This is a genomic window from Paraburkholderia sp. RL17-337-BIB-A (assembly GCF_046025895.1).
GTDB lineage: Bacteria > Pseudomonadota > Gammaproteobacteria > Burkholderiales > Burkholderiaceae > Paraburkholderia > Paraburkholderia fungorum_C.
In genome coordinates, this window is sequence record NZ_JARESY010000002.1 from 2778896 (window position 1) to 2796068 (window position 17173).

General features: G+C 62.3%; 15 protein-coding genes. 4 read left to right on the forward strand and 11 right to left on the reverse strand.

The window, feature by feature from the left end:
- Positions 1–241: 241 nt before the first annotated feature.
- Entirely contained in the window at positions 242–1645 is a 1404-nt protein-coding gene (locus P0D84_RS33140; RefSeq protein ID WP_408343679.1) for an L-lactate MFS transporter, read from the forward strand.
- A 10-nt stretch (positions 1646–1655) separates the two neighbouring features.
- Positions 1656–1784, forward strand: coding sequence for an MFS transporter small subunit (locus tag P0D84_RS33145; RefSeq protein ID WP_408343681.1), 129 nt, complete (start codon positions 1656–1658; stop codon positions 1782–1784).
- A 102-nt stretch (positions 1785–1886) separates the two neighbouring features.
- On the opposite strand, the gene P0D84_RS33150 is transcribed toward P0D84_RS33145, so the two are convergent.
- The 4 genes from P0D84_RS33150 to P0D84_RS33165 all read right to left on the reverse strand — a co-directional run bounded on the left by P0D84_RS33150 (position 1887) and on the right by P0D84_RS33165 (position 8637).
- Positions 1887–4727, reverse strand: coding sequence for a YadA-like family protein (locus P0D84_RS33150; protein WP_408343683.1), 2841 nt, complete (start codon positions 4725–4727; stop codon positions 1887–1889).
- Positions 4728–5233: 506 nt separating this feature from the next.
- Positions 5234–6445 carry a sensor histidine kinase gene (locus tag P0D84_RS33155; protein ID WP_408343685.1) on the reverse strand — a complete coding sequence of 404 codons (1212 nt, stop codon included), beginning with the start codon at positions 6443–6445 and terminating at the stop codon, positions 5234–5236.
- Positions 6446–6621: 176 nt separating this feature from the next.
- On the reverse strand, positions 6622–7047 hold the full coding sequence (locus P0D84_RS33160; protein WP_179738326.1) for a DUF3830 family protein: 426 nt from the start codon (positions 7045–7047) through the stop codon (positions 6622–6624).
- A gap of 678 nt (positions 7048–7725) precedes the next feature.
- Positions 7726–8637 (reverse strand): helix-turn-helix domain-containing protein, encoded by a 912-nt coding sequence (locus P0D84_RS33165; RefSeq protein WP_408343687.1) that lies wholly within the window; start codon positions 8635–8637, stop codon positions 7726–7728.
- A gap of 197 nt (positions 8638–8834) precedes the next feature.
- Here P0D84_RS33165 and P0D84_RS33170 point away from each other — a divergent pair, with 197 nt between their 5' ends.
- Positions 8835–9836 (forward strand): helix-turn-helix transcriptional regulator, encoded by a 1002-nt coding sequence (locus tag P0D84_RS33170; RefSeq protein ID WP_408343689.1) that lies wholly within the window; start codon positions 8835–8837, stop codon positions 9834–9836.
- A gap of 154 nt (positions 9837–9990) precedes the next feature.
- Here P0D84_RS33170 and P0D84_RS33175 read toward each other — a convergent pair whose 3' ends face one another.
- Together P0D84_RS33175 and P0D84_RS33180 are read right to left on the reverse strand one after the other, a co-directional pair.
- Positions 9991–10752, reverse strand: a complete 762-nt coding sequence (locus P0D84_RS33175) for an ABC transporter permease (protein ID WP_323045436.1) — start codon at positions 10750–10752, stop codon at positions 9991–9993.
- A complete protein-coding gene (locus tag P0D84_RS33180) occupies positions 10749–11675 on the reverse strand; it encodes an ABC transporter ATP-binding protein (RefSeq protein WP_408346220.1) in 927 nt (308 codons plus the stop codon). Before P0D84_RS33180 ends, P0D84_RS33175 begins: the two co-directional genes overlap by 4 nt.
- A 50-nt stretch (positions 11676–11725) precedes the next feature.
- On the opposite strand from P0D84_RS33180, the gene P0D84_RS33185 reads away from it, so the two are divergent.
- Positions 11726–11905 (forward strand): hypothetical protein, encoded by a 180-nt coding sequence (locus P0D84_RS33185; RefSeq protein ID WP_408343691.1) that lies wholly within the window; start codon positions 11726–11728, stop codon positions 11903–11905.
- 53 nt (positions 11906–11958) lie between these two features.
- Here P0D84_RS33185 and P0D84_RS33190 read toward each other — a convergent pair whose 3' ends face one another.
- The 5 genes from P0D84_RS33190 to P0D84_RS33210 form a co-directional block, all read right to left on the reverse strand.
- Positions 11959–13878 carry a hybrid sensor histidine kinase/response regulator gene (locus tag P0D84_RS33190; protein ID WP_408343693.1) on the reverse strand — a complete coding sequence of 640 codons (1920 nt, stop codon included), beginning with the start codon at positions 13876–13878 and terminating at the stop codon, positions 11959–11961.
- Positions 13875–15254, reverse strand: coding sequence for a sensor histidine kinase (locus P0D84_RS33195; RefSeq protein ID WP_408343695.1), 1380 nt, complete (start codon positions 15252–15254; stop codon positions 13875–13877). Before P0D84_RS33195 ends, P0D84_RS33190 begins: the two co-directional genes overlap by 4 nt.
- Complete coding sequence (locus tag P0D84_RS33200; protein WP_408343697.1) at positions 15254–16324, reverse strand: anti-sigma regulatory factor; 1071 nt, start codon at positions 16322–16324, stop codon at positions 15254–15256. Before P0D84_RS33200 ends, P0D84_RS33195 begins: the two co-directional genes overlap by 1 nt.
- Positions 16309–16695, reverse strand: coding sequence for an anti-sigma regulatory factor (locus P0D84_RS33205; protein ID WP_408346223.1), 387 nt, complete (start codon positions 16693–16695; stop codon positions 16309–16311). The genes P0D84_RS33200 and P0D84_RS33205 overlap by 16 nt, the downstream gene beginning before the upstream one ends.
- Before the next feature lie 116 nt (positions 16696–16811).
- Positions 16812–17171 (reverse strand): STAS domain-containing protein, encoded by a 360-nt coding sequence (locus tag P0D84_RS33210; RefSeq protein ID WP_408343699.1) that lies wholly within the window; start codon positions 17169–17171, stop codon positions 16812–16814.
- Positions 17172–17173: the final 2 nt, after the last annotated feature.

Here is a 17173-nt window from a genome sequence, read left to right on the forward strand (position 1 = left end):
ATGCAGAAAATTACGATCATATTTCACCAGGCTAATACCTTATGTATTTACATCTCATATTGCCAAGGCCACGTTCGCGCCATATCGTTCGTCGCAGCGAGTTTTATATCGAACTCGCACACGATATATGAAATCATAATGCATATATTGACGGCGCGCGGAGCGACGTTCTTTACGCTGCGGCATTAAAGCAATGTACGTAAAGCGCCGATAACAAAAGCATTCGTCACGGAGACCGACCATGAGTAGCATCACCGAGCCGAACGGGAATTCCGGCTCTGCCCCATTCTTTTCCAAACAGGCCACCGTTGCGCAGCAGGGTTTTTCGCGCTGGATGGTCCCGCCCGCGGCCCTCGCCGTGCACCTCTGTATCGGCCAGGCGTACGCCTTCTCCGTGTTCAACGGTCCGCTGACCAAAGTCATCGGCATTACGCAATCCGCCGCTGACGACTGGTCGTTGACCTCACTCGGTTGGATCTTTTCGCTGGCGATCGTGTTCCTCGGTTTGTCGGCGGCGTTTGCCGGCAAGTGGCTCGAACATGTCGGCCCGCGCCGCACGATGTTCACCGCGGCATGCTGCTTCGGCGGCGGCTTCCTGGTCTCCGCGCTCGGCGTGTACCTGCATCAGATCGCGCTGCTCTATCTCGGCTACGGCGTCATCGGCGGGATCGGACTCGGCCTGGGCTATGTGTCGCCGGTGTCGACCTTGATCCGCTGGTTCCCGGACCGCCGCGGCATGGCCACCGGCATGGCGATCATGGGCTTCGGCGGCGGCGCGATGATTGCCGCGCCTTTGTCGGTGGCGCTGATGAACCACTTCCGCAGCGCGACCAGCATCGGCGTGGCCGAGACCTTCATCGTGCTCGGCATTGCCTACTTCATCTCGATGTCGATCGGCGCACTCGCGATCCGCGTGCCGCCGGCAGACTGGAAGCCGGCCGGCTGGACGCCGCCCGCGACCAACCAGAAGAAGATGATTTCGCGCAACCACGTGCATATCGATCAGGCGTTGAAGACACCACAGTTCTATCTGATCTGGCTGGTGCTGTTCCTGAACGTGACGGCCGGCATCGGCATTCTCGGCCAGGCTTCGGTGATGATTCAGGAGAGCTTCAAGGACACCGTCACAGCTGCCGCGGCGGCGGGTTTCGTCGGTCTGCTGTCGCTGTTCAACATGGGCGGCCGTTTCGTGTGGGCCTCGGCTTCGGACTGGGTCGGCCGCAAGAACACCTACTTCATCTTCTTCGCGCTCGGCGCCGTGCTGTACTACCTCGTACCCGGCTTCGCCGCATCCGGCCAGATTGCCCTGTTCGTGCTCGCGTACTGCGTGATCCTGTCGATGTACGGCGGCGGCTTCGCGACGGTGCCCGCGTATCTCGCGGACATGTTCGGCACTGCGTTCGTCGGCGGTATTCACGGCCGCTTGCTGACGGCCTGGGCCGCAGCGGGTGTCGCGGGTCCCGTGCTGGTGAACTACATCCGTGCATATCAAGTGGCGCACGGCGTTGCCAAGGCAGATGCCTACACGATGACGATCCACATCATGGTGGTGCTGCTGGTGATCGGCTTTGTCTGCAACCTGCTCGTCAAGCGCGTGGACGACAAGCACCACATGAACGACGCACAACTCGCCAAAGGCGCCTAAGGAGACCCGTATGTCGACGATTCAAGCCGTTCATCCGACCAACAAAGTCAAACTCGTCGTCTTCTGGCTGTATGTGACGCTGCCGCTGGCATGGGGCGTGGTCAATACGCTCTCGCAAGCGATGAAGCTGTTCGAGTAAGCGTTGCACCGCACCACCCCGCACGATCGAACGTGCGGGGTGCGAGAAAAGCTTGACGACGCGCGCGCAAACCGCGCGCGTTCTCTCACCCTTCTTGCCCGGCTACCACTGGTACGCCGCACCGGCGCCGACTGTCGTCGTGGCAGAACTGATGCCCGCACCGAGCTTCACCTTGAGGCTCTGCGTGACCCGGGCCGACAAGCCCACCGCCACCGCCTGATAGCCCTTATAGCCGGCGGTTCCGACACCGATCGCGAGGTTCTTGCCCGCATCGACCTCCGGAACCATGGTCAACGCGATAGCCGACGCCGTGCCCGAATACGCGTTGCGCGCCACCTCGTTCATGCCGCCCTGGAACTGCTGCATGTTGACGGCGTCGCTGGGCGCCTGTCCCGCCGCGACGTTGGTGATGCGGCGTTCGTTGCCCGCCGAACCGACCGAAACCGTGTTCGACAGATCGGCAACCGAGCCCTCGCCGATCGCGACCGAGTTCGGCGCACTCGCTTTGGCGCCGCCGCCGATCGCCACCGAACTGTTGCCGATTGCCTGCGCCGCGTTGCCTGTGCTGTTGACGGCGACGAAGGCGTTGCCGGTGACTGCGTTGTTCTGGACCACCTGATTGATATTGACAAGCTGCTGACCGAGGCTGCCGAGCTGCTGGTTGGTGCTCCAGAGTTGCGCGCCGGTGACGGCATCGGTGCTGGTGGCCGATACGTCACCGTCCTGCAGGTTGGTGAGCGTGACCCTCGACGCGTTGGCTGCCGTGCCGCCGAGTGTGACCTTGTCGTGCGCGGAACTGTCGTACTGAACCGCGTTCGCCACCGAACCGCTGATGTTGTTGATCGTGGTTTGCAGTCCGGCAATATCACTGCTGTTCTGCGTCACGCGGCCGTCCAGATTGGTGATCGCACTGCCGACGTTGTTCACGACCGTGCCACCCACGCTGTACGACGGCGCCGTCACCGAGCCGTCCGGATTGACCGTCGAGCCGCCGCCGAGCGCCACCGCCGTGCTCGCTGCGTGCGCATAGAGTTGCGAACCGTTGATCGCATCGGTGCTGGCGGCGTTGACCGCGCCGGACGCCACGCCGGTGACCACCCGATTGCCCGCCGTGCCGGCCATGTTGATGAGGGCGCCGTCCGTCGTCGCGCCGACGTTGATGATGCGGGACACGGAATCTTGCGTGACGAGGCCGATGCCGCCGGTCTCCATGTTTTGCTGCAAGGTGGTGAGCCCGCTGTCGAGCGAACCGAGCGCATCGCCAACTGTAGTTTGCGTACCGCCTTGCATGTGATACGTGGGACCGCTGAGCGAACCGTCGGCATTGATCTGCGCGCCGCCGCCGAGCGCGGCCACCACGGGCTTGAGCTGGCCGACATTGACCGCGGACGTATCCGTGGTGCCCGCCGCGATACCCGTCAGCTCGCGTGCGCCGCCCGTGCCGGTGAAATCGACGCTGGCACCGTCGGTATCCCTGGCCACCGTGAGAGTGCGCGACGCCTGATCCTGCTGGACAAGCCCGATCTCGCCGTTCGTGATCTGATTGGTGATGTTGCTCACGTCGCCTTCGATCGTCGTGGTGCGCGCGTCGAGGTTGGTGATATTAGTGGTGTTGTCGGTAACGCGCTGATCGAGGTTGGTGATGCTGCCGGTGTTGGCGGCAATGTCGCTGGTGTTCTGCGCCACGGTCTCGTTGGTCGCAAACAGTTGTGAACCGTTCACGGCGTCCAGACTGTTGGCGGAGAGTGCTCCGGCGCCCACGTTGGTGACTCGAACCGGAGTGCCGGTGTTGCCCAAGGTCACTGTGTCATGCGAGGTCGAGTCGTACTGAACCGAGTCGGCTGTCGCGGCCTCGCCAGTGACGGCCAGAGCGGACAACGCCGCGCCGACGTCGTTATAGGTCCCACTTCCGATTGCGTATGTTGGCTTCGTGACCGTACCGTCCGCGGCAACGCCCGCCCCGCCACCCATCGCAGCCATCGTGCCTTTCAGCTGGGAGATATTAACGACATCATTGTTCTGGGTGCCGGCTGCGACATTGACGATCTGGCGCTGCGAGGTGCCATTGCCCACGGAGACAACATTGGGGCGGTCGGCCGTGGAATCGGCGCCCAACGCCACGGAGCCAGCGGCGCTGGCGCTCGCGCCGGAGCCGAATGCAATCGCCTTTGCAGCGGCCGTTGCAATAAACGCATTACTCCCTGCGGCGATGGAATCTTCCGCATTCGTCTGAACGTTCGTGCCGATCGCTAACGCATTGGCATTCTGTACCTTCGCGAGATAACCGATCGCGACGCCATTGTCAGCGAAGGAATTCGTCGTGGCGCCGGCGCCCACAACCGTTGAATTCAGCGCAAGCGCCCCTGCCCCTGAGCCCACCGCGGTGGCACTACTCAACGCCGCGCCCGAACTCGCACCCACCGCCAGTGAGCCGTCACCTAACGCAGTCGCTCCGACACCGACCGCCATGGCGTTCTCTCCATATAGCGCTGTCGTTGTCAACGCCGGCGTAATCACGGGACTGACGGCGATGTACTGCGTGACCGATACGTCGTCTGCTGAAGCCACAGCGGCCGCGCTCAGCAATCTGGAAGTATTCACCGTGGACACACGTGACTGAGAGACTGCCGCCAACAGGTCAGCGGCCGTCCCGGCAGGCGCGTTCATAACTGCATTGAGGGGCTTGTCCGAGGCGCTGCTGCTCAGCGGAAGCACGGGGCCCAATGCTCCAACCGCCGCAGCACAATCTGCGCTGCTCGCCTCACACTCCGCCGCACTCACCGGCAACGCAAACGCCAATCCACCCAACAACCCGGCCCCAGCTGCCACCAGCGCCCCACATGCCGACGCGCTCTTCGCGCCACGGCGCTTCGCCACCTCCGATGCGGCGACGTACGTGCGGGTCGTTTTATTCCAAACGGTCTTGTAAGTCTTATTCAACATTCCTCCCAATCTTTTTATCGAATCGATCTGCCAAGATTTTTCTTACGACATCCTAAATATCTAGCTCAAACGCTGAGAAACTTAAGAATGCAGCGCGCTTTCGACCAAGCGACAAACGCGATGCCGCTAGTTTGCCGCCAACCGACGAGATGGCTGCCATACATATGTACTCACACGCCGACAAACTTAAGGATGCATCGCGCCTTCACCTGGTCGACAAACGCGACGTCCATAGTTTGCCGTTCACTCGCATGATGGTGAAATACGAAAACTCCTAAAAGCGATTTTTTAGCTTGAATAAGTACAAACGACATACCCCGTTTAGGACGCAAAGTGCCAAACGTCTTAAATCAACCGGGATATTTTTAGGTAGTGTTAAGAAGCACTCTTAATGTTTCTTAAACCAGGACGACGGGCATTGAGCTAGCGACGTGACACCGCATCGAACGAGGATCGAACGGAAAGATCAGCGGGCGGTCGGATGCCGCTCGCCGGGATAGACATGACTAACTGTCGAGGCGCACCGGAAACGTAATCTCGAAGATCGTCCCCTCGCCTTCCTGCGAGTCGAAACGGATCTCTCCGCCCAGGATCCGGCACAGTTCCTTGACGATGGCCAGACCGAGACCGGCGCCGGGAATGTCGTCCGCGGTGGCGCGCTCGAATTCCTTGAACACACGCTCACGATCCGACGCGCGAATCCCCACGCCCGTATCCGACACCCGCAAACACCAACGGTCGTGCTGCGCGGCGGACATGGCCAGTTCAACCTGGCCCGCCTTGGTATATTTCGCGGCGTTAGTCAACAGGTTGAGCGCGACCTGCTTGAGCTTCAGCCGATTGGAGACCACGGTGTCCAGCTCGCCGTCGAAGGCGGCCTCGAGGCGCAAGCCCTTCGCTTCGATCGCCGGTCCGCACGAGGCCACCAGTTCATCGAATAGTTCGCGCAACGCAAAGCGCTCAGTCGTCACCGGGTTGGTATCCCCGAGCACCACCGAGTATTCGACCAGTTCGTCGACCAGCGATTTCATGTCGGCCGCCTGGCGGTTCGCCAGTGCGAGCGCGGTGTCGATCTTCGCCGGCGCGCGGCTGATCAGTTGCAGCGCCATCGAAAACACATTGAGGAAGTTGCGCAGATCGTGCACGACGCTGCGCGTGATCTGCATACGCGATTCGTACAGATCGCCGACCAGCCGTTGCTTGAGCGTCAACTCGTGATTGACGCGCTCGATGTGCCCGGTGTAATCGCCGATCTTCCTGTCACGCTCGCTGACGACCTCGCGGATCGACGTCAGCGTGACGAAGCTCACGGCTTCATCGATGAAATGCCGGGCCCGCTCCTCATGACGCCGCGTGAACGACGGCCGCGCCTCGCTGAACTCGACGATCGCGCCGGTCAGCATCTGCCGGAACAGATCGAGCTCGCGCACCAGTTCGTCGATCTGGTAACCCTGCTTCCAGCGAAGCTTTCCGTGCAGGCGTGCGTCGCGCTTGATCGCGGGTTCCAGTTCGTCGAGATCCTGGCTTTCCAGCACGCTGCAGATTTCGTCGAGGATGTTCGGTATGTGATCGGCGAGTTGTTCGTAGGTCAGCCGGTCGGATTCGGTCAACTCGACGTCATTGAACACCGCCTTCATCCAGCGCTCGGTCAAATCGACCTGTTGCTGGCGCAAATGCGCGGCGAAAGCAGCCAACGGAAGTACGCGCGAATCCGTCATGTAGGGAACCTGGCGTCGCCTGGCGGCGAAGTAAAAGTTTCGTGCCCTACCGAACGCGACCGGATCGGACCGCGAATCGCGTTCAGGAGGCAGATCGTGGGGACTTGGGCAAGCCGCCACGGCGCCTCCAGTATGCTCGATTTGAGCAACAAAAATTAACCAGGGTTTGAGCCGCTTCAGATCTTCTCGAACAGCACCTCTTGTGCGCCTTCCCACAGCACCTTGGTGCCGAGTTCGCGCAGCTTTTCGCGGCCTTCGACGATGGTCAGAAAGTGATTGCCGGCAAGCTGGCCCAGCTTGCTTGCGAAGCAGCACGAACCGTAGGCGAGGATGATCTCCGTTTCGCTGTAACCGCCCGGATAGAACAGGATGTCGCCAACCGACGGGTGGCTCGTATGATTTTCGAACCCGACCGCGGCGCCGTCGTTTTCCAGTTTGAAGTCGCCAAGCGGCACCCAGCAGCCCTCGCCGCTCCACCGTACGTGGATGATCTTTTGACGGTACGGCAACAGCTTCAGAAAGGCGGCCACCGTTTGCGGCGCGTCGGGATGCGTTTCGGCGGTAAAGACGTGGCCGCAGGAGGTGATTCGAAGTCGGGTCATCGCTAGATATCCGGTGTGGCGGGTTGAGTGAATGGTCGGTCGGGCGCCGGCTGGGGCCAAGCCGGAAGCGAAACATTCTGTCGGCCGGTGCAAGGCTTCGACAGATACACTTGCCGCGCATCTGGTCAGGCCAGTTTGCACAGGTCGCAGTGGGGAGCGCGCGTCGCACAGGCTGCCGCCTGCCCCGGCGATCTGCCGTCAACTACCGCATCCCAGCAGGCGCAATGCTTGCCCGCGCATCCATACTGCATCACATATTGAACACGACGGTCTGAAAAACCGTCGGCACAGCATCAGGCCTGCACATGCCAGGTCCATCACCAACCGCGCCACGAAAGTTCGTAGTTTGCAAGCCGCGCAATGCACAGCAAACTGCGAAACGTGCGTGATCCCCGTTTCGGCGATTCATTGAGCGTTGCGCTCGATAACCCACCGCGGCCGACGTTGATATTCCTGTGCCGCGCGGCCGCCAGGCATCCCCGCGCTGCACTGCATCGATGTCGGCGAATGCTTGCGCGGGCGGCTCCACGTGCCCGCGTGTAGCTGGCTGCTGGCATGCCGCTTGGGCCTCGCAAGCCGGTGGTCTGTGCGTCGGTAAGGCCGTACGGTGGCAGCCCATATGCCGGTAGCCCTCAGACCGGCAAACCGCCCACCCGATCCAGCCGGGCAACCCGGCTCTCAGCCGCGCAGCCGGTACGCAAGCGGCGTGACGCCGTAGTCCCGCTTGAACTGCACGGAGAAATGACTGGCATTCTCGAACCCAACTGCAATCGCGATTTGCATCACGGGCTGATCGGTGGCCCGCAGCAGCCTCGCGGCTTCTTCGAGCCGCAAGCGCGTGACGAACTGATGAGGCGTTTCACCAGTCTCACGGCGGAACACCCGAGCAAAATGAAAACTGCTTAACCCGGCCAGCGCGGCCAGTTCGCCGATGGCGAGATCGGCGGCAAGATTGGCGCGAATGTAATCGGTTACACAGCGGATGCGGCGTGGCACCAGGCGCTCGGGCTGTGGCGGCAGGCCAGCCTCGGCGTGACGGGCGCGCGAGTAATGTTGCAACAGATGAGCGGCGAGCCCGTGAACCAGCGCGTCGACATAGAGCCGCGAGTCTGCAGGATCGCCCGCGGCGCGATGCAAGGCGCCGAGCATCGCGGCGATCAATGGATCGTGAAACTGCATCGCATCGCCAAGCGACAGCTCGCGTGAGCCGCCCAGCTCCATCTGGTCGGCGACGCTGTCGAGCAGGCTGCGCTCCAGGTGCAAATGGACGGTCGACAGCGGCTCATCGCTGATCGAACGCCAGCGCCACGAGATCGGCACGGGCGGCACGAACCAGAGGTCGCCCACGCGCAGGTCGGCGCTCTCCCAGCGCCCATTCAGGTTGCGCTCGAGGTGTTCGGCGCCGCTGCCGAGCGTCATCAGCGTGACGTCCTGCAGGCCGGGCGCCTCCAGCAGTTCCTGCTCGGCCGGTTCGAGGTACGAGCGCAGCACCAGGTGCCGCCACGGGCGATCCACGCTCGAGACCAGCTTCTGGCCCGCCATATAGCGGTCGTAGGCGAGCGTCGTTGTCAGCTTTGGAATTCTTGCCATCACGTCGCTTCCTGGGAGGTCCCGCATGCACATGAGCAATCCCTGCCGCACCGCGTCGCCGGTTAGCAGGTCTGAGGTCAAGGTCAGAGCAAGATCTCAAAAATGATAGCAAGGAACCGGCTACCGTAATTTTTGGAAATAGCTAATCATTCAGGTTGTCGTCTTTCACGCGTTTCGAACGCCGGAGCTACCGTTTCATGGAACACGAATGCGATACGCTGCCGCATTGGCTGACCGGCTCGCCGCAAGGCGAAGCCAGCCACGTGTCGGCGGCTTACAACTCCGCGGTTACCGCACCACCGGCCTACCCGGCCGGCACGCGGCAAACCGGGAAATCAGCCCACGCGGCTGAAGCATCCAGGGCATCCACCCGCACCGCATCAGGGATCGTGCCCGCAGGTTTCCTCACGCTCTTTACCGAGGAGGAGATCGGCACGCCCTCGCCCGCCGCGCGCCGCGCCACGCCGGTGATCAGTCCACTGGTGCGATTTGGCAGCGCGCAGGACCGCATCGAATTCGTGCGGCAGCGCATCAAGCAACTCGGCTTCGACTCATTCAGCTATACAGCCACGCGCACCACGGCGCATCACAAGACGATGTTCGTGCTGACCAGCTACGAGTCGCAGACATGGCTCACACGCTATTTCCGCGAGCGTTATTTCGAGCTTGATCCGCGCGTCGCGCTGGCCTCGCCGACCGGCATGCCGTTCCTCTGGAACACCGCCGACATGCGCGCCGACCTGCCACGCGCGCAGATGCGCAGCGAGCGGCTCGGCGGCCTGATCGACATGCTGGAGGCCACCGGCCGCAAGAGCGGAATTCTCACGCAGATGCCGCTGCCCGAGCCGGAATTGAGTGCGAGCCTGTGCTTCAACTCGGAGATCGGCAACCCGCGCTGGATGACGGAATCGATCGTGGCCGAAACGCTGATGTTCGCGCACACGATCCACGAATTCATCTGGACGCACGCGAAAAGCGTAATCGGGATCGCGCCCGCCCAGCAGCAGCGCGTCACGTTGAGCGAGTTGCAGCATGCGGTGTTGAAGGCGGTCGTGCAGGGGCAGCGTGACAAGGAAATCGCCTACTTCCTCGGGCTGTCACCGCATAACGTCGACTATCACTTGCGGCGCCTGCGCCAATTGTTCAACGTGCGCAATCGCGTGCAGTTGATCAATGTGGCGCAGGGGTATGTGACCTAGGAACGGCACGAAAGCGAGCTGCGGCCGGCGCACGCGTCGAGCCGGCCGCAGACGCGCCGGGCATCGTATTCAGCTCAAGTATCGCGCCTTGAATGATCGCGCCGTGCCAGACGATAGCCGAGGCGGCGAACGCCACGGAGTTTGCGCAAAACCGTTAGCTCTTGAGCCGATACCCGGTCTTGAAGATCCACGCGACGATCACCAGAAACACCGCCAGAAACAGCGCGGTCATCCCGAGGCTGACAGCGACATCCACATCGGCGAGGCCATAGAAGCTCCAGCGAAATCCGCTGACCAGATAGACGATCGGATTGAACAGCGTCACGACCTTCCAGAACGGCGGCAGCATATTGACCGCATAGAAACTTCCGCCGAGGAACGTGAGCGGCGTGATGATCAGGAGCGGCACGAGCTGCAATTTCTCGAAGCTATCCGCCCAGATGCCGATAATGAAACCGAGCAGACTGAACGTGACGGCGGTCAGCACCAGAAACAGAATCATCCAGAACGGATGCTGCACCTGCAGCGGCACGAACAGGCCAGCGGTAGCCAGAATGATCAGCCCGAGCAGAATCGATTTGGTGGCCGCCGCGCCCACATAGCTCACGACGATCTCGAGATACGACACCGGTGCCGAGAGCAACTCATAGATCGTGCCGGTAAAGCGCGGAAAGTAAATCCCGAACGATGCATTCGAAATGCTTTGCGACAGCAGTGACAGCATGATCAAACCCGGCACGATGAACGCGCCGTAACTGATGCCGTCCACTTCCTTGATCCGCGAGCCGATAGCCGCGCCGAACACGACGAAGTAAAGCGATGTCGAAATCACCGGCGCGATGATGCTCTGCATCAGCGTGCGCCAGGTGCGCGCCATCTCGAACTTGTAGATCGCGCGAATTGCGTAGATATTCATTGGTTACCCCGCAGCAGACTGACGAAGATGTCTTCGAGCGAACTTTGCGTCGTATGCAGATCCTTGAAGCGGATGCCGGCGTCGTCGAGCGCCTTGAGCAACGCGATGATGTCGGTGCGTCCGCCGTCGCCCTCGTACGTATAGATCAACTCGTTGCCACCCTTGGCGACATCCAGCCCATAAGCACCCAGCGCCGGCGGCACCTGGGCGAGCGGACTCTCCAGTTGCAGCGTCAACTGCTTCTTGCCGAGTTTGCGCATCAACTCCGTCTTCTCTTCCACCAGCATGATCTCGCCCGCATTGATCACACCGATGCGATCAGCCATCTCCTCGGCTTCGTCGATGTAGTGCGTGGTGAGGATGATCGTCACGCCGCTCGCGGCGAGCGAGCGCACCAGCTTCCACATGTCGCGGCGCAATTCGACGTCCACACCGGCCGTGGGTTCGTCGAGAAACAGCACGCGCGGTTCGTGCGAGAGCGCCTTCGCAATCAGCACGCGACGCTTCATGCCGCCCGACAGCGTAATGATCTTGCTATCGCGCTTCTCCCACAACGACAGATCCCGCAGCACCTTTTCAATGTAAGCAGGGTTCTTCGGCTTGCCGAACAGCCCGCGGCTGAACGAGACGGTTGCCCAGACGGTTTCGAACGAGTCGGTGGTGAGTTCCTGCGGCACGAGGCCGATCAGCGCGCGCGCGCCACGATAGTCGACCGCGATGTCGCGGCCGTCCACCATCACGCTGCCCTCGCTCGCCTTGACGATGCCGCAGATGATGCTGATAAGGGTAGTTTTGCCGGCGCCGTTCGGGCCTAACAAAGCGAAGATTTCTCCGCGGTTGATCGCCAGATTGATGTTTTTGAGTGCATGAAAACCCGTGGCATAGGTTTTCGACAGATTCGTGACCGAGACGATTGGCTGCATGGATTCGACGATGGCAGACACCGTTATTTGATTGGAAGGAAGCGGTGCGAATGCGCGACCGCACCCGCAATGTAATGGAAAGTGCGAAAGCGTGCAGCATGCCATCCAATTACGGCGAACGGAGGCGCCTGCCAGGGTCCTGGCTGAATCCCGCGCGCGGCGCAGAAAAAAAGAAAGCCGGCTATTTCGCCGCAATGCAAAATAGTTCGGCTTCCGTATCGATGCAGTGAAGGCCGGCGCCCTGGCGCTACCATGTCCATGCCGGGCGGCGTGCGACTATCGCTTAACTATGCCCACTCGGGAAACGGCTGACAATCAAGCGCTGAATTTCATCGGACGACACCGGCTTCACCAGATGATGATCGAAGCCCGCTTCATGCGAACGCTGACGGTCGGCCGCCTGTCCATAACCGGTGACCGCGATCAGCAGCGCATTTGCCGTAGCCGCGCGCTTGCGCATTTCCTGCGCGAGTTGAAACCCGTCCATGCCGGGCAAGCCGAGATCGAGCAAAACGATCTCTGGTTCGAATTGCGCGGCGATCTCGAGCGCATGTTCGGCTTCATGCGCGATGCGCACGTCATAGCCGTCCGATTCGAGCAGGAGCGACATGGCTGTCGCGGCATCGACGCTATCGTCCACCAGCAGCAGGCGCAGCGCCGGACCCGCGCCTTGCGGCACGGTCACAGGCGCGCTGACGAGCGGATGATCGGTCTGCGCCAGGCGCGTCAGCGGCAGGCACACGATGAATTCGCTGCCCTTCCCCGGGCCCGCCGAAAATGCCTCGATTGTGCCGCCATGCAACTCGACCAGCGTGCGCGCCAATGGCAAGCCGATGCCGAGGCCGCCCTCGGAGCGTTCGAGCGAACTCTCGGACTGCACGAACAGGTCGAAGATATGCGGAATGGTGTCGGCAGCAATGCCGACGCCGTTATCGCGCACGGTGATCTGCACGTTGTCGCTCAACTCGCGAACGTCGATCAGAATCTCGCCGTCTTGCGGCGTGTACTTGGCCGCGTTCGAGAGGATATTGCCGAGCACCTGCGCGATCCGCACGCCGTCGCCGACGATAAAAAGCGGCTCGTCAGGCATCTCGGTCCTGAGCGTGTGGCCCTTCCTCGTGAGCGTGGGCGCGGCTGTTTCAATCGCCGCCTCGATGGCGGCGGCAAGGCCGACAATCTCCTGGCGCAGCGTGATCTTGCCTTGCGTGATCCGCGCCACGTCGAGCAGATCGTCGACGAGGCGGCTCAAATGCTTGACCTGGCGGCCGATCACCGCGCGCATCGCATCGAAGTTCTGCGGCGAAGGCGAGCGGCTCGGATCGAGCAATTCGATGGCATTGCGGATCGGCGCCAACGGATTGCGCAGTTCGTGGGCGAGCATCGCAAGGAACTCGTCCTTGCGGCGATCGGCGTCGCGCAGCACCATTTCATTGGCTTTGCGCTCCGAGATATCGTTGACGATACCGGCCAAACGGTAGATACGGTCGCGCCCATCGCGCACCGGGAAGCCGCGCTCGGCGACCCAGCGGGTTGCGCCATCGGGCCGCACGATGCGGTACTCGATCTCATACGGAACGCCCGTTGCCAGCGCGCGATACGCGCTGCCGACCGCGGCTTCGTCTTGCGGATGGATCCGGCCCGCCCAGTGGCCCGCGCCAGGATGCGGCTCAAACTCCTCGTCGCCCCATAGCCGCCGATACGCGGGGCTCACATACAGCAACTGGTCGGTTGAAGGGTCGAGCATCCAGAATACGTCGTCGATATTTTCGGCCATCTGGCGAAAGCGCTCTTCGCTTTCACGCAGGGCGCCTTCCGCGCGACGCACCCGCAACAGGGCCCGCACATGCGCGATCAGCTCGGCCGGTTCGATCGGCTCGATCAGGTAGCTATCGGCGCCGCCGTCGAGACCGCGAATCTTGTCGATGCTCTGCACGGCCGCCGCTGAGGTCTGCAACACGAGAATGCCGGCCGTCTCAGGCGCCGACTTGATCTGACGACACACTTCGAAGCCGTTGATGTCCGGCAGCTTGACGTCGAGCAGCACGAGGTCGGGCAACGAGAGCCGCGCGCGTTCGATCGCCTCGGTGCCGTTGGCGGCTTCGATCACGACGAAGCCCGCACGCGACAGAATACGACTCTTGGCATACCGTGCGCCGTCGTTGTCGTCGACGTTCAATATCAGCGTGTTGGTCGCGTCGCTCATGGGAGATCGTTTTCCGTCGGCACAGAAGCCTGGATGGTCGCGGTAAAGGTCGAGCCTTTGCCCAGTTCGCTTTGGAGCACGACCGAACCACCCAGCAACTTGCATAGCTTGCTGCACAGCGGCAGACCGAGCCCCGTACCTTTCACATAGGTCTGCAGGCGGTTTTCCACCTGCTCGAATTCTTCGAATACGCTTTGCTGGTGCTCGGGCGCAATGCCGATGCCGGTATCGCTCACCGAGAAAGTCAGGCGCTGTTGAGCGGCGTCATATTGGGCCCGCACCCGCACCTCACCCCGTTCGGTGAACTTTAGCGCATTGGTTATGAAATTGCGGAGAATCTGCGAGACCTTGCCTTCGTCGGCGAATACCGGCGGGATGTCGTCGCACGGATCGAACAGCAATTCGACACCGCTCGCCGGCACTAGCGGACGCAACATGCCGCGCAAGGCCGAAAACAGATTGGCGACTTCGAATTCGGCGGGCCGCAGTTCGATCTTGCCCGCCTCGATCTTCGCGATATCGAGCAGGTCGTCGACGGTTTCGGACAGCTCCTCGGCTGCTTTGCGGATGAAGCGCACCTGCTTGGCCTGCTCGTCGGTCAGCTCGCCATCGGCGCGGTCCATCAGCAGCTTGGACAGCGCACGAATCGAATACAGCGGCGAGCGGAATTCATGGCTCATATTCGACAGGAAGCGCGACTTCGCTTCGTCGGCACGGCGCAGGTGGTCGGCGCGCTCGTCCAGTTCGGCGTAGAGCGCGACCACGCCGCGATTGGTGTCTTCAAGCTCGCGCGTGAGCCGGACCAGCTCTTCCTGACGTTCCCGCAGATCATTGAGCGCGTTGACCAGCTCGCGGTTTTGCCGCTGGACTTCGTCGAACGAACCTTGCGCGCCCGTGGCGGCCGCCCCTTCGGCAAGCGCGGCGGCGGTAGCAACCGCGGCGGCGGTAGGACGCGACGCCTGCTCCGGCAAGTGCTTGATCAAGGTAACGACGGCGTCGCCCGCGGCGTCTTCGAACCGGCACGCATCCATCAGACGCTGAGCAGCGAGTACGCCCATGACGCCGGCCGGTTCTTCGGCATCGGCGGTACGAGCGGTCCCGGCGGTCCGCCCACGGAGCTGATCGAGCGTGGTTGCGGGCGCAACGAAACGAATCAGCAAGGCTTGCGGGCGGCTCGTTTCGTCGAGCAGAAATTCGGCACGCCCGTGCCGCGTGGCGCTCAGCACAGTGCGCGCGACTTCAAGCACCGAGGTGGCAATGCGTGTTTGATCGTGCGCGGTGAAGGCAAGCGCTTCGCCAAGTTCGCGCGCGCGCCGGCGCGCGGCAACCATGGCGAACTCGCTGTCGATCGGCATCGCATGGAGCGTCTCGGCCATCACGGAAGCTCCGCGTGATGGGCACGCGCGACGAACACCGTGACGTCGTCGCGGCCACGCGTGAAGTCGCGATACAGCGTAGCGGCGACCAGGGTCGGGTGGCGCAGCGTGAGACCCGGATAGCGGCTCAGATCCCAGCGCGTGGCGAGACCGTCGGAGTGCAGGATCAGCAAACCGTCTTGCGGCCAGTCGACCTGAAACTCCTGCAACTTGCGCAATTGATGGCCGACGATGCCGGCGTGCGACACCAGATGACGATGACCGTACGGCGTCCAGACGCTCGCGGCGATGTTGCCCACGCCGCAAAAGCGCGCGACGCCAGGCGTGCCGTTCGCGACGGCCTGCGCCGGGATGCGCGCGACGCCGAGCGCGGCGCCGCGGGTGGGTCGCAGCGCTTCATGCGAGGCCGCGACGATTTCCACGACGCTCGAAGGTCCGAGCCGGGCAAACGTAGCAGTCGCGGCAACGGCCGCGGTATTCGCCAGTGCGCCGTGGCCGAGTCCGTCGGCGACCATCACCGTGAACTCGCCCTCCATGTAGCCGCACGTCCATGCGTCGCCGCATAGCGTCTCGCCCTGCAACGGCAGATTGATCGCACCGTATTCGATCGGCCCGCAAGGCTCCGCGGCCGCCGCGCCGGGCTCGGCCCAGACTACGATGCGCAGCACCGTGCCCTGACCCGGGGCGCTCCAGATGTCGAGCTCGTCGGCGAGGCGTTGAATCGCGCCCATGCCGTTGCCGGGACTGCCGGCGGTCGTATAGCCGTCGACGAAACAGGCGTGCAGATCGTAAATACCCGGACCGCTGTCGAGCGCGAGCAGTTCGATGCCGTAACGCGACGGCAGCGCCTCGCTGATCGGCCGCACCAGCAATTCGCCACGCTGCGCGTGCTTGAGCTGATTGGTCGCGCATTCGGTCACGATGATCGCCAGCCTGCCGATCACCGTTTCGCTGCAGCCGGTGCTATGCGCCAACTCACTGATACCGCGGCGCGCGTACGAAACCTGGCTCGGATCGCCGATTTCGAAGCGCTGTTGGGTGGCGCTCAACCCGTTTAGAACGGCTTCCATTTGGTTACCGAAATATGAGTACCCTCACCTGGCGCGGAGCGGATTTCGAATTCGTCGCACAGTCGTTTCGCGCCGCCGAGCCCGAGGCCCAGACCATTGCCGCTGGTATAGCCGTCGGTCAGCGCTTTTTGAATGTCGGCGATGCCCGGTCCGTTGTCGACGAACTCGAGGCGCAAGCCGGTACGTCCATTACGCTGAACGATATAAAAGTGTACGTCGCCGCCCCCGCCGTACGTGAGCGTGTTGCGTGCGAGTTCACTCGCCGCGGTGACGAATTTCGTCTGATCGATTAACGACATGCCTAGCGCCACGGCCTTTTCGCGCACGAAACGGCGTAAGCGCACGATCTGCTCGTCGGAGCGGATCGGCATGATCTCCTCGGGCGGCTGACCGTCAGGACCAGCCAGGCCACTCGGGACGGACGCATCGTCGTTGCCCGTCATGGAGGAGAGAGGCACGCTATCGCGCGGCCGGCCGGGAATGGCGCTCAAAGCGGTTCCGTACCGGTCAGCAACGCCATGCCCTTCTCGACGTTCAGCGCGGTGCGTACGCCAGGCAACGCCAGACCGAGTTCGACCAGCGTAATCGCGACGGACGGCTGCATGCCGACCACCACGGTTTGCGCGTCGAGCACGCGCGCCATCGCTGCCGTGTCGCCGATCATGCGGCCAATGAACGAATCCACCACGTCGAGCGATGAAATATCGATCAGCACGCCCTTGGCGCGGTCTTTGACGATGCGGCTGGTCAGATCGTCCTGCAAGGTCATCGCCAGACGGTCGTGCATGTCTATCTGGATGGTGACAAGCAGCAGCTTGCCCATCCGCAAAATTGGAATGCGTTCCATCG

What these genes read in the sequence shown, in the direction of transcription:
- P0D84_RS33145 (WP_408343681.1), top strand. Translation starts at nt 1,656, where the DNA reads ATGTCGACGATTCAAGCCGTTCATCCGACCAACAAAGTCAAACTCGTC.
- P0D84_RS33150 (WP_408343683.1), bottom strand. Translation starts at nt 4,727, where the DNA reads ATGTTGAATAAGACTTACAAGACCGTTTGGAATAAAACGACCCGCACG.
- P0D84_RS33205 (WP_408346223.1), bottom strand. Translation starts at nt 16,695, where the DNA reads ATGCCGATCCGCTCCGACGAGCAGATCGTGCGCTTACGCCGTTTCGTG.
- P0D84_RS33185 (WP_408343691.1), top strand. Translation starts at nt 11,726, where the DNA reads ATGCGCGACCGCACCCGCAATGTAATGGAAAGTGCGAAAGCGTGCAGC.
- P0D84_RS33170 (WP_408343689.1), top strand. Translation starts at nt 8,835, where the DNA reads ATGGAACACGAATGCGATACGCTGCCGCATTGGCTGACCGGCTCGCCG.
- P0D84_RS33195 (WP_408343695.1), bottom strand. Translation starts at nt 15,254, where the DNA reads ATGGCCGAGACGCTCCATGCGATGCCGATCGACAGCGAGTTCGCCATG.
- P0D84_RS33180 (WP_408346220.1), bottom strand. Translation starts at nt 11,675, where the DNA reads ATGCAGCCAATCGTCTCGGTCACGAATCTGTCGAAAACCTATGCCACG.
- P0D84_RS33160 (WP_179738326.1), bottom strand. Translation starts at nt 7,047, where the DNA reads ATGACCCGACTTCGAATCACCTCCTGCGGCCACGTCTTTACCGCCGAA.
- P0D84_RS33210 (WP_408343699.1), bottom strand. Translation starts at nt 17,171, where the DNA reads ATGGAACGCATTCCAATTTTGCGGATGGGCAAGCTGCTGCTTGTCACC.
- P0D84_RS33200 (WP_408343697.1), bottom strand. Translation starts at nt 16,324, where the DNA reads ATGGAAGCCGTTCTAAACGGGTTGAGCGCCACCCAACAGCGCTTCGAA.
- P0D84_RS33165 (WP_408343687.1), bottom strand. Translation starts at nt 8,637, where the DNA reads ATGGCAAGAATTCCAAAGCTGACAACGACGCTCGCCTACGACCGCTAT.
- P0D84_RS33190 (WP_408343693.1), bottom strand. Translation starts at nt 13,878, where the DNA reads ATGAGCGACGCGACCAACACGCTGATATTGAACGTCGACGACAACGAC.
- P0D84_RS33140 (WP_408343679.1), top strand. Translation starts at nt 242, where the DNA reads ATGAGTAGCATCACCGAGCCGAACGGGAATTCCGGCTCTGCCCCATTC.
- P0D84_RS33155 (WP_408343685.1), bottom strand. Translation starts at nt 6,445, where the DNA reads ATGACGGATTCGCGCGTACTTCCGTTGGCTGCTTTCGCCGCGCATTTG.
- P0D84_RS33175 (WP_323045436.1), bottom strand. Translation starts at nt 10,752, where the DNA reads ATGAATATCTACGCAATTCGCGCGATCTACAAGTTCGAGATGGCGCGC.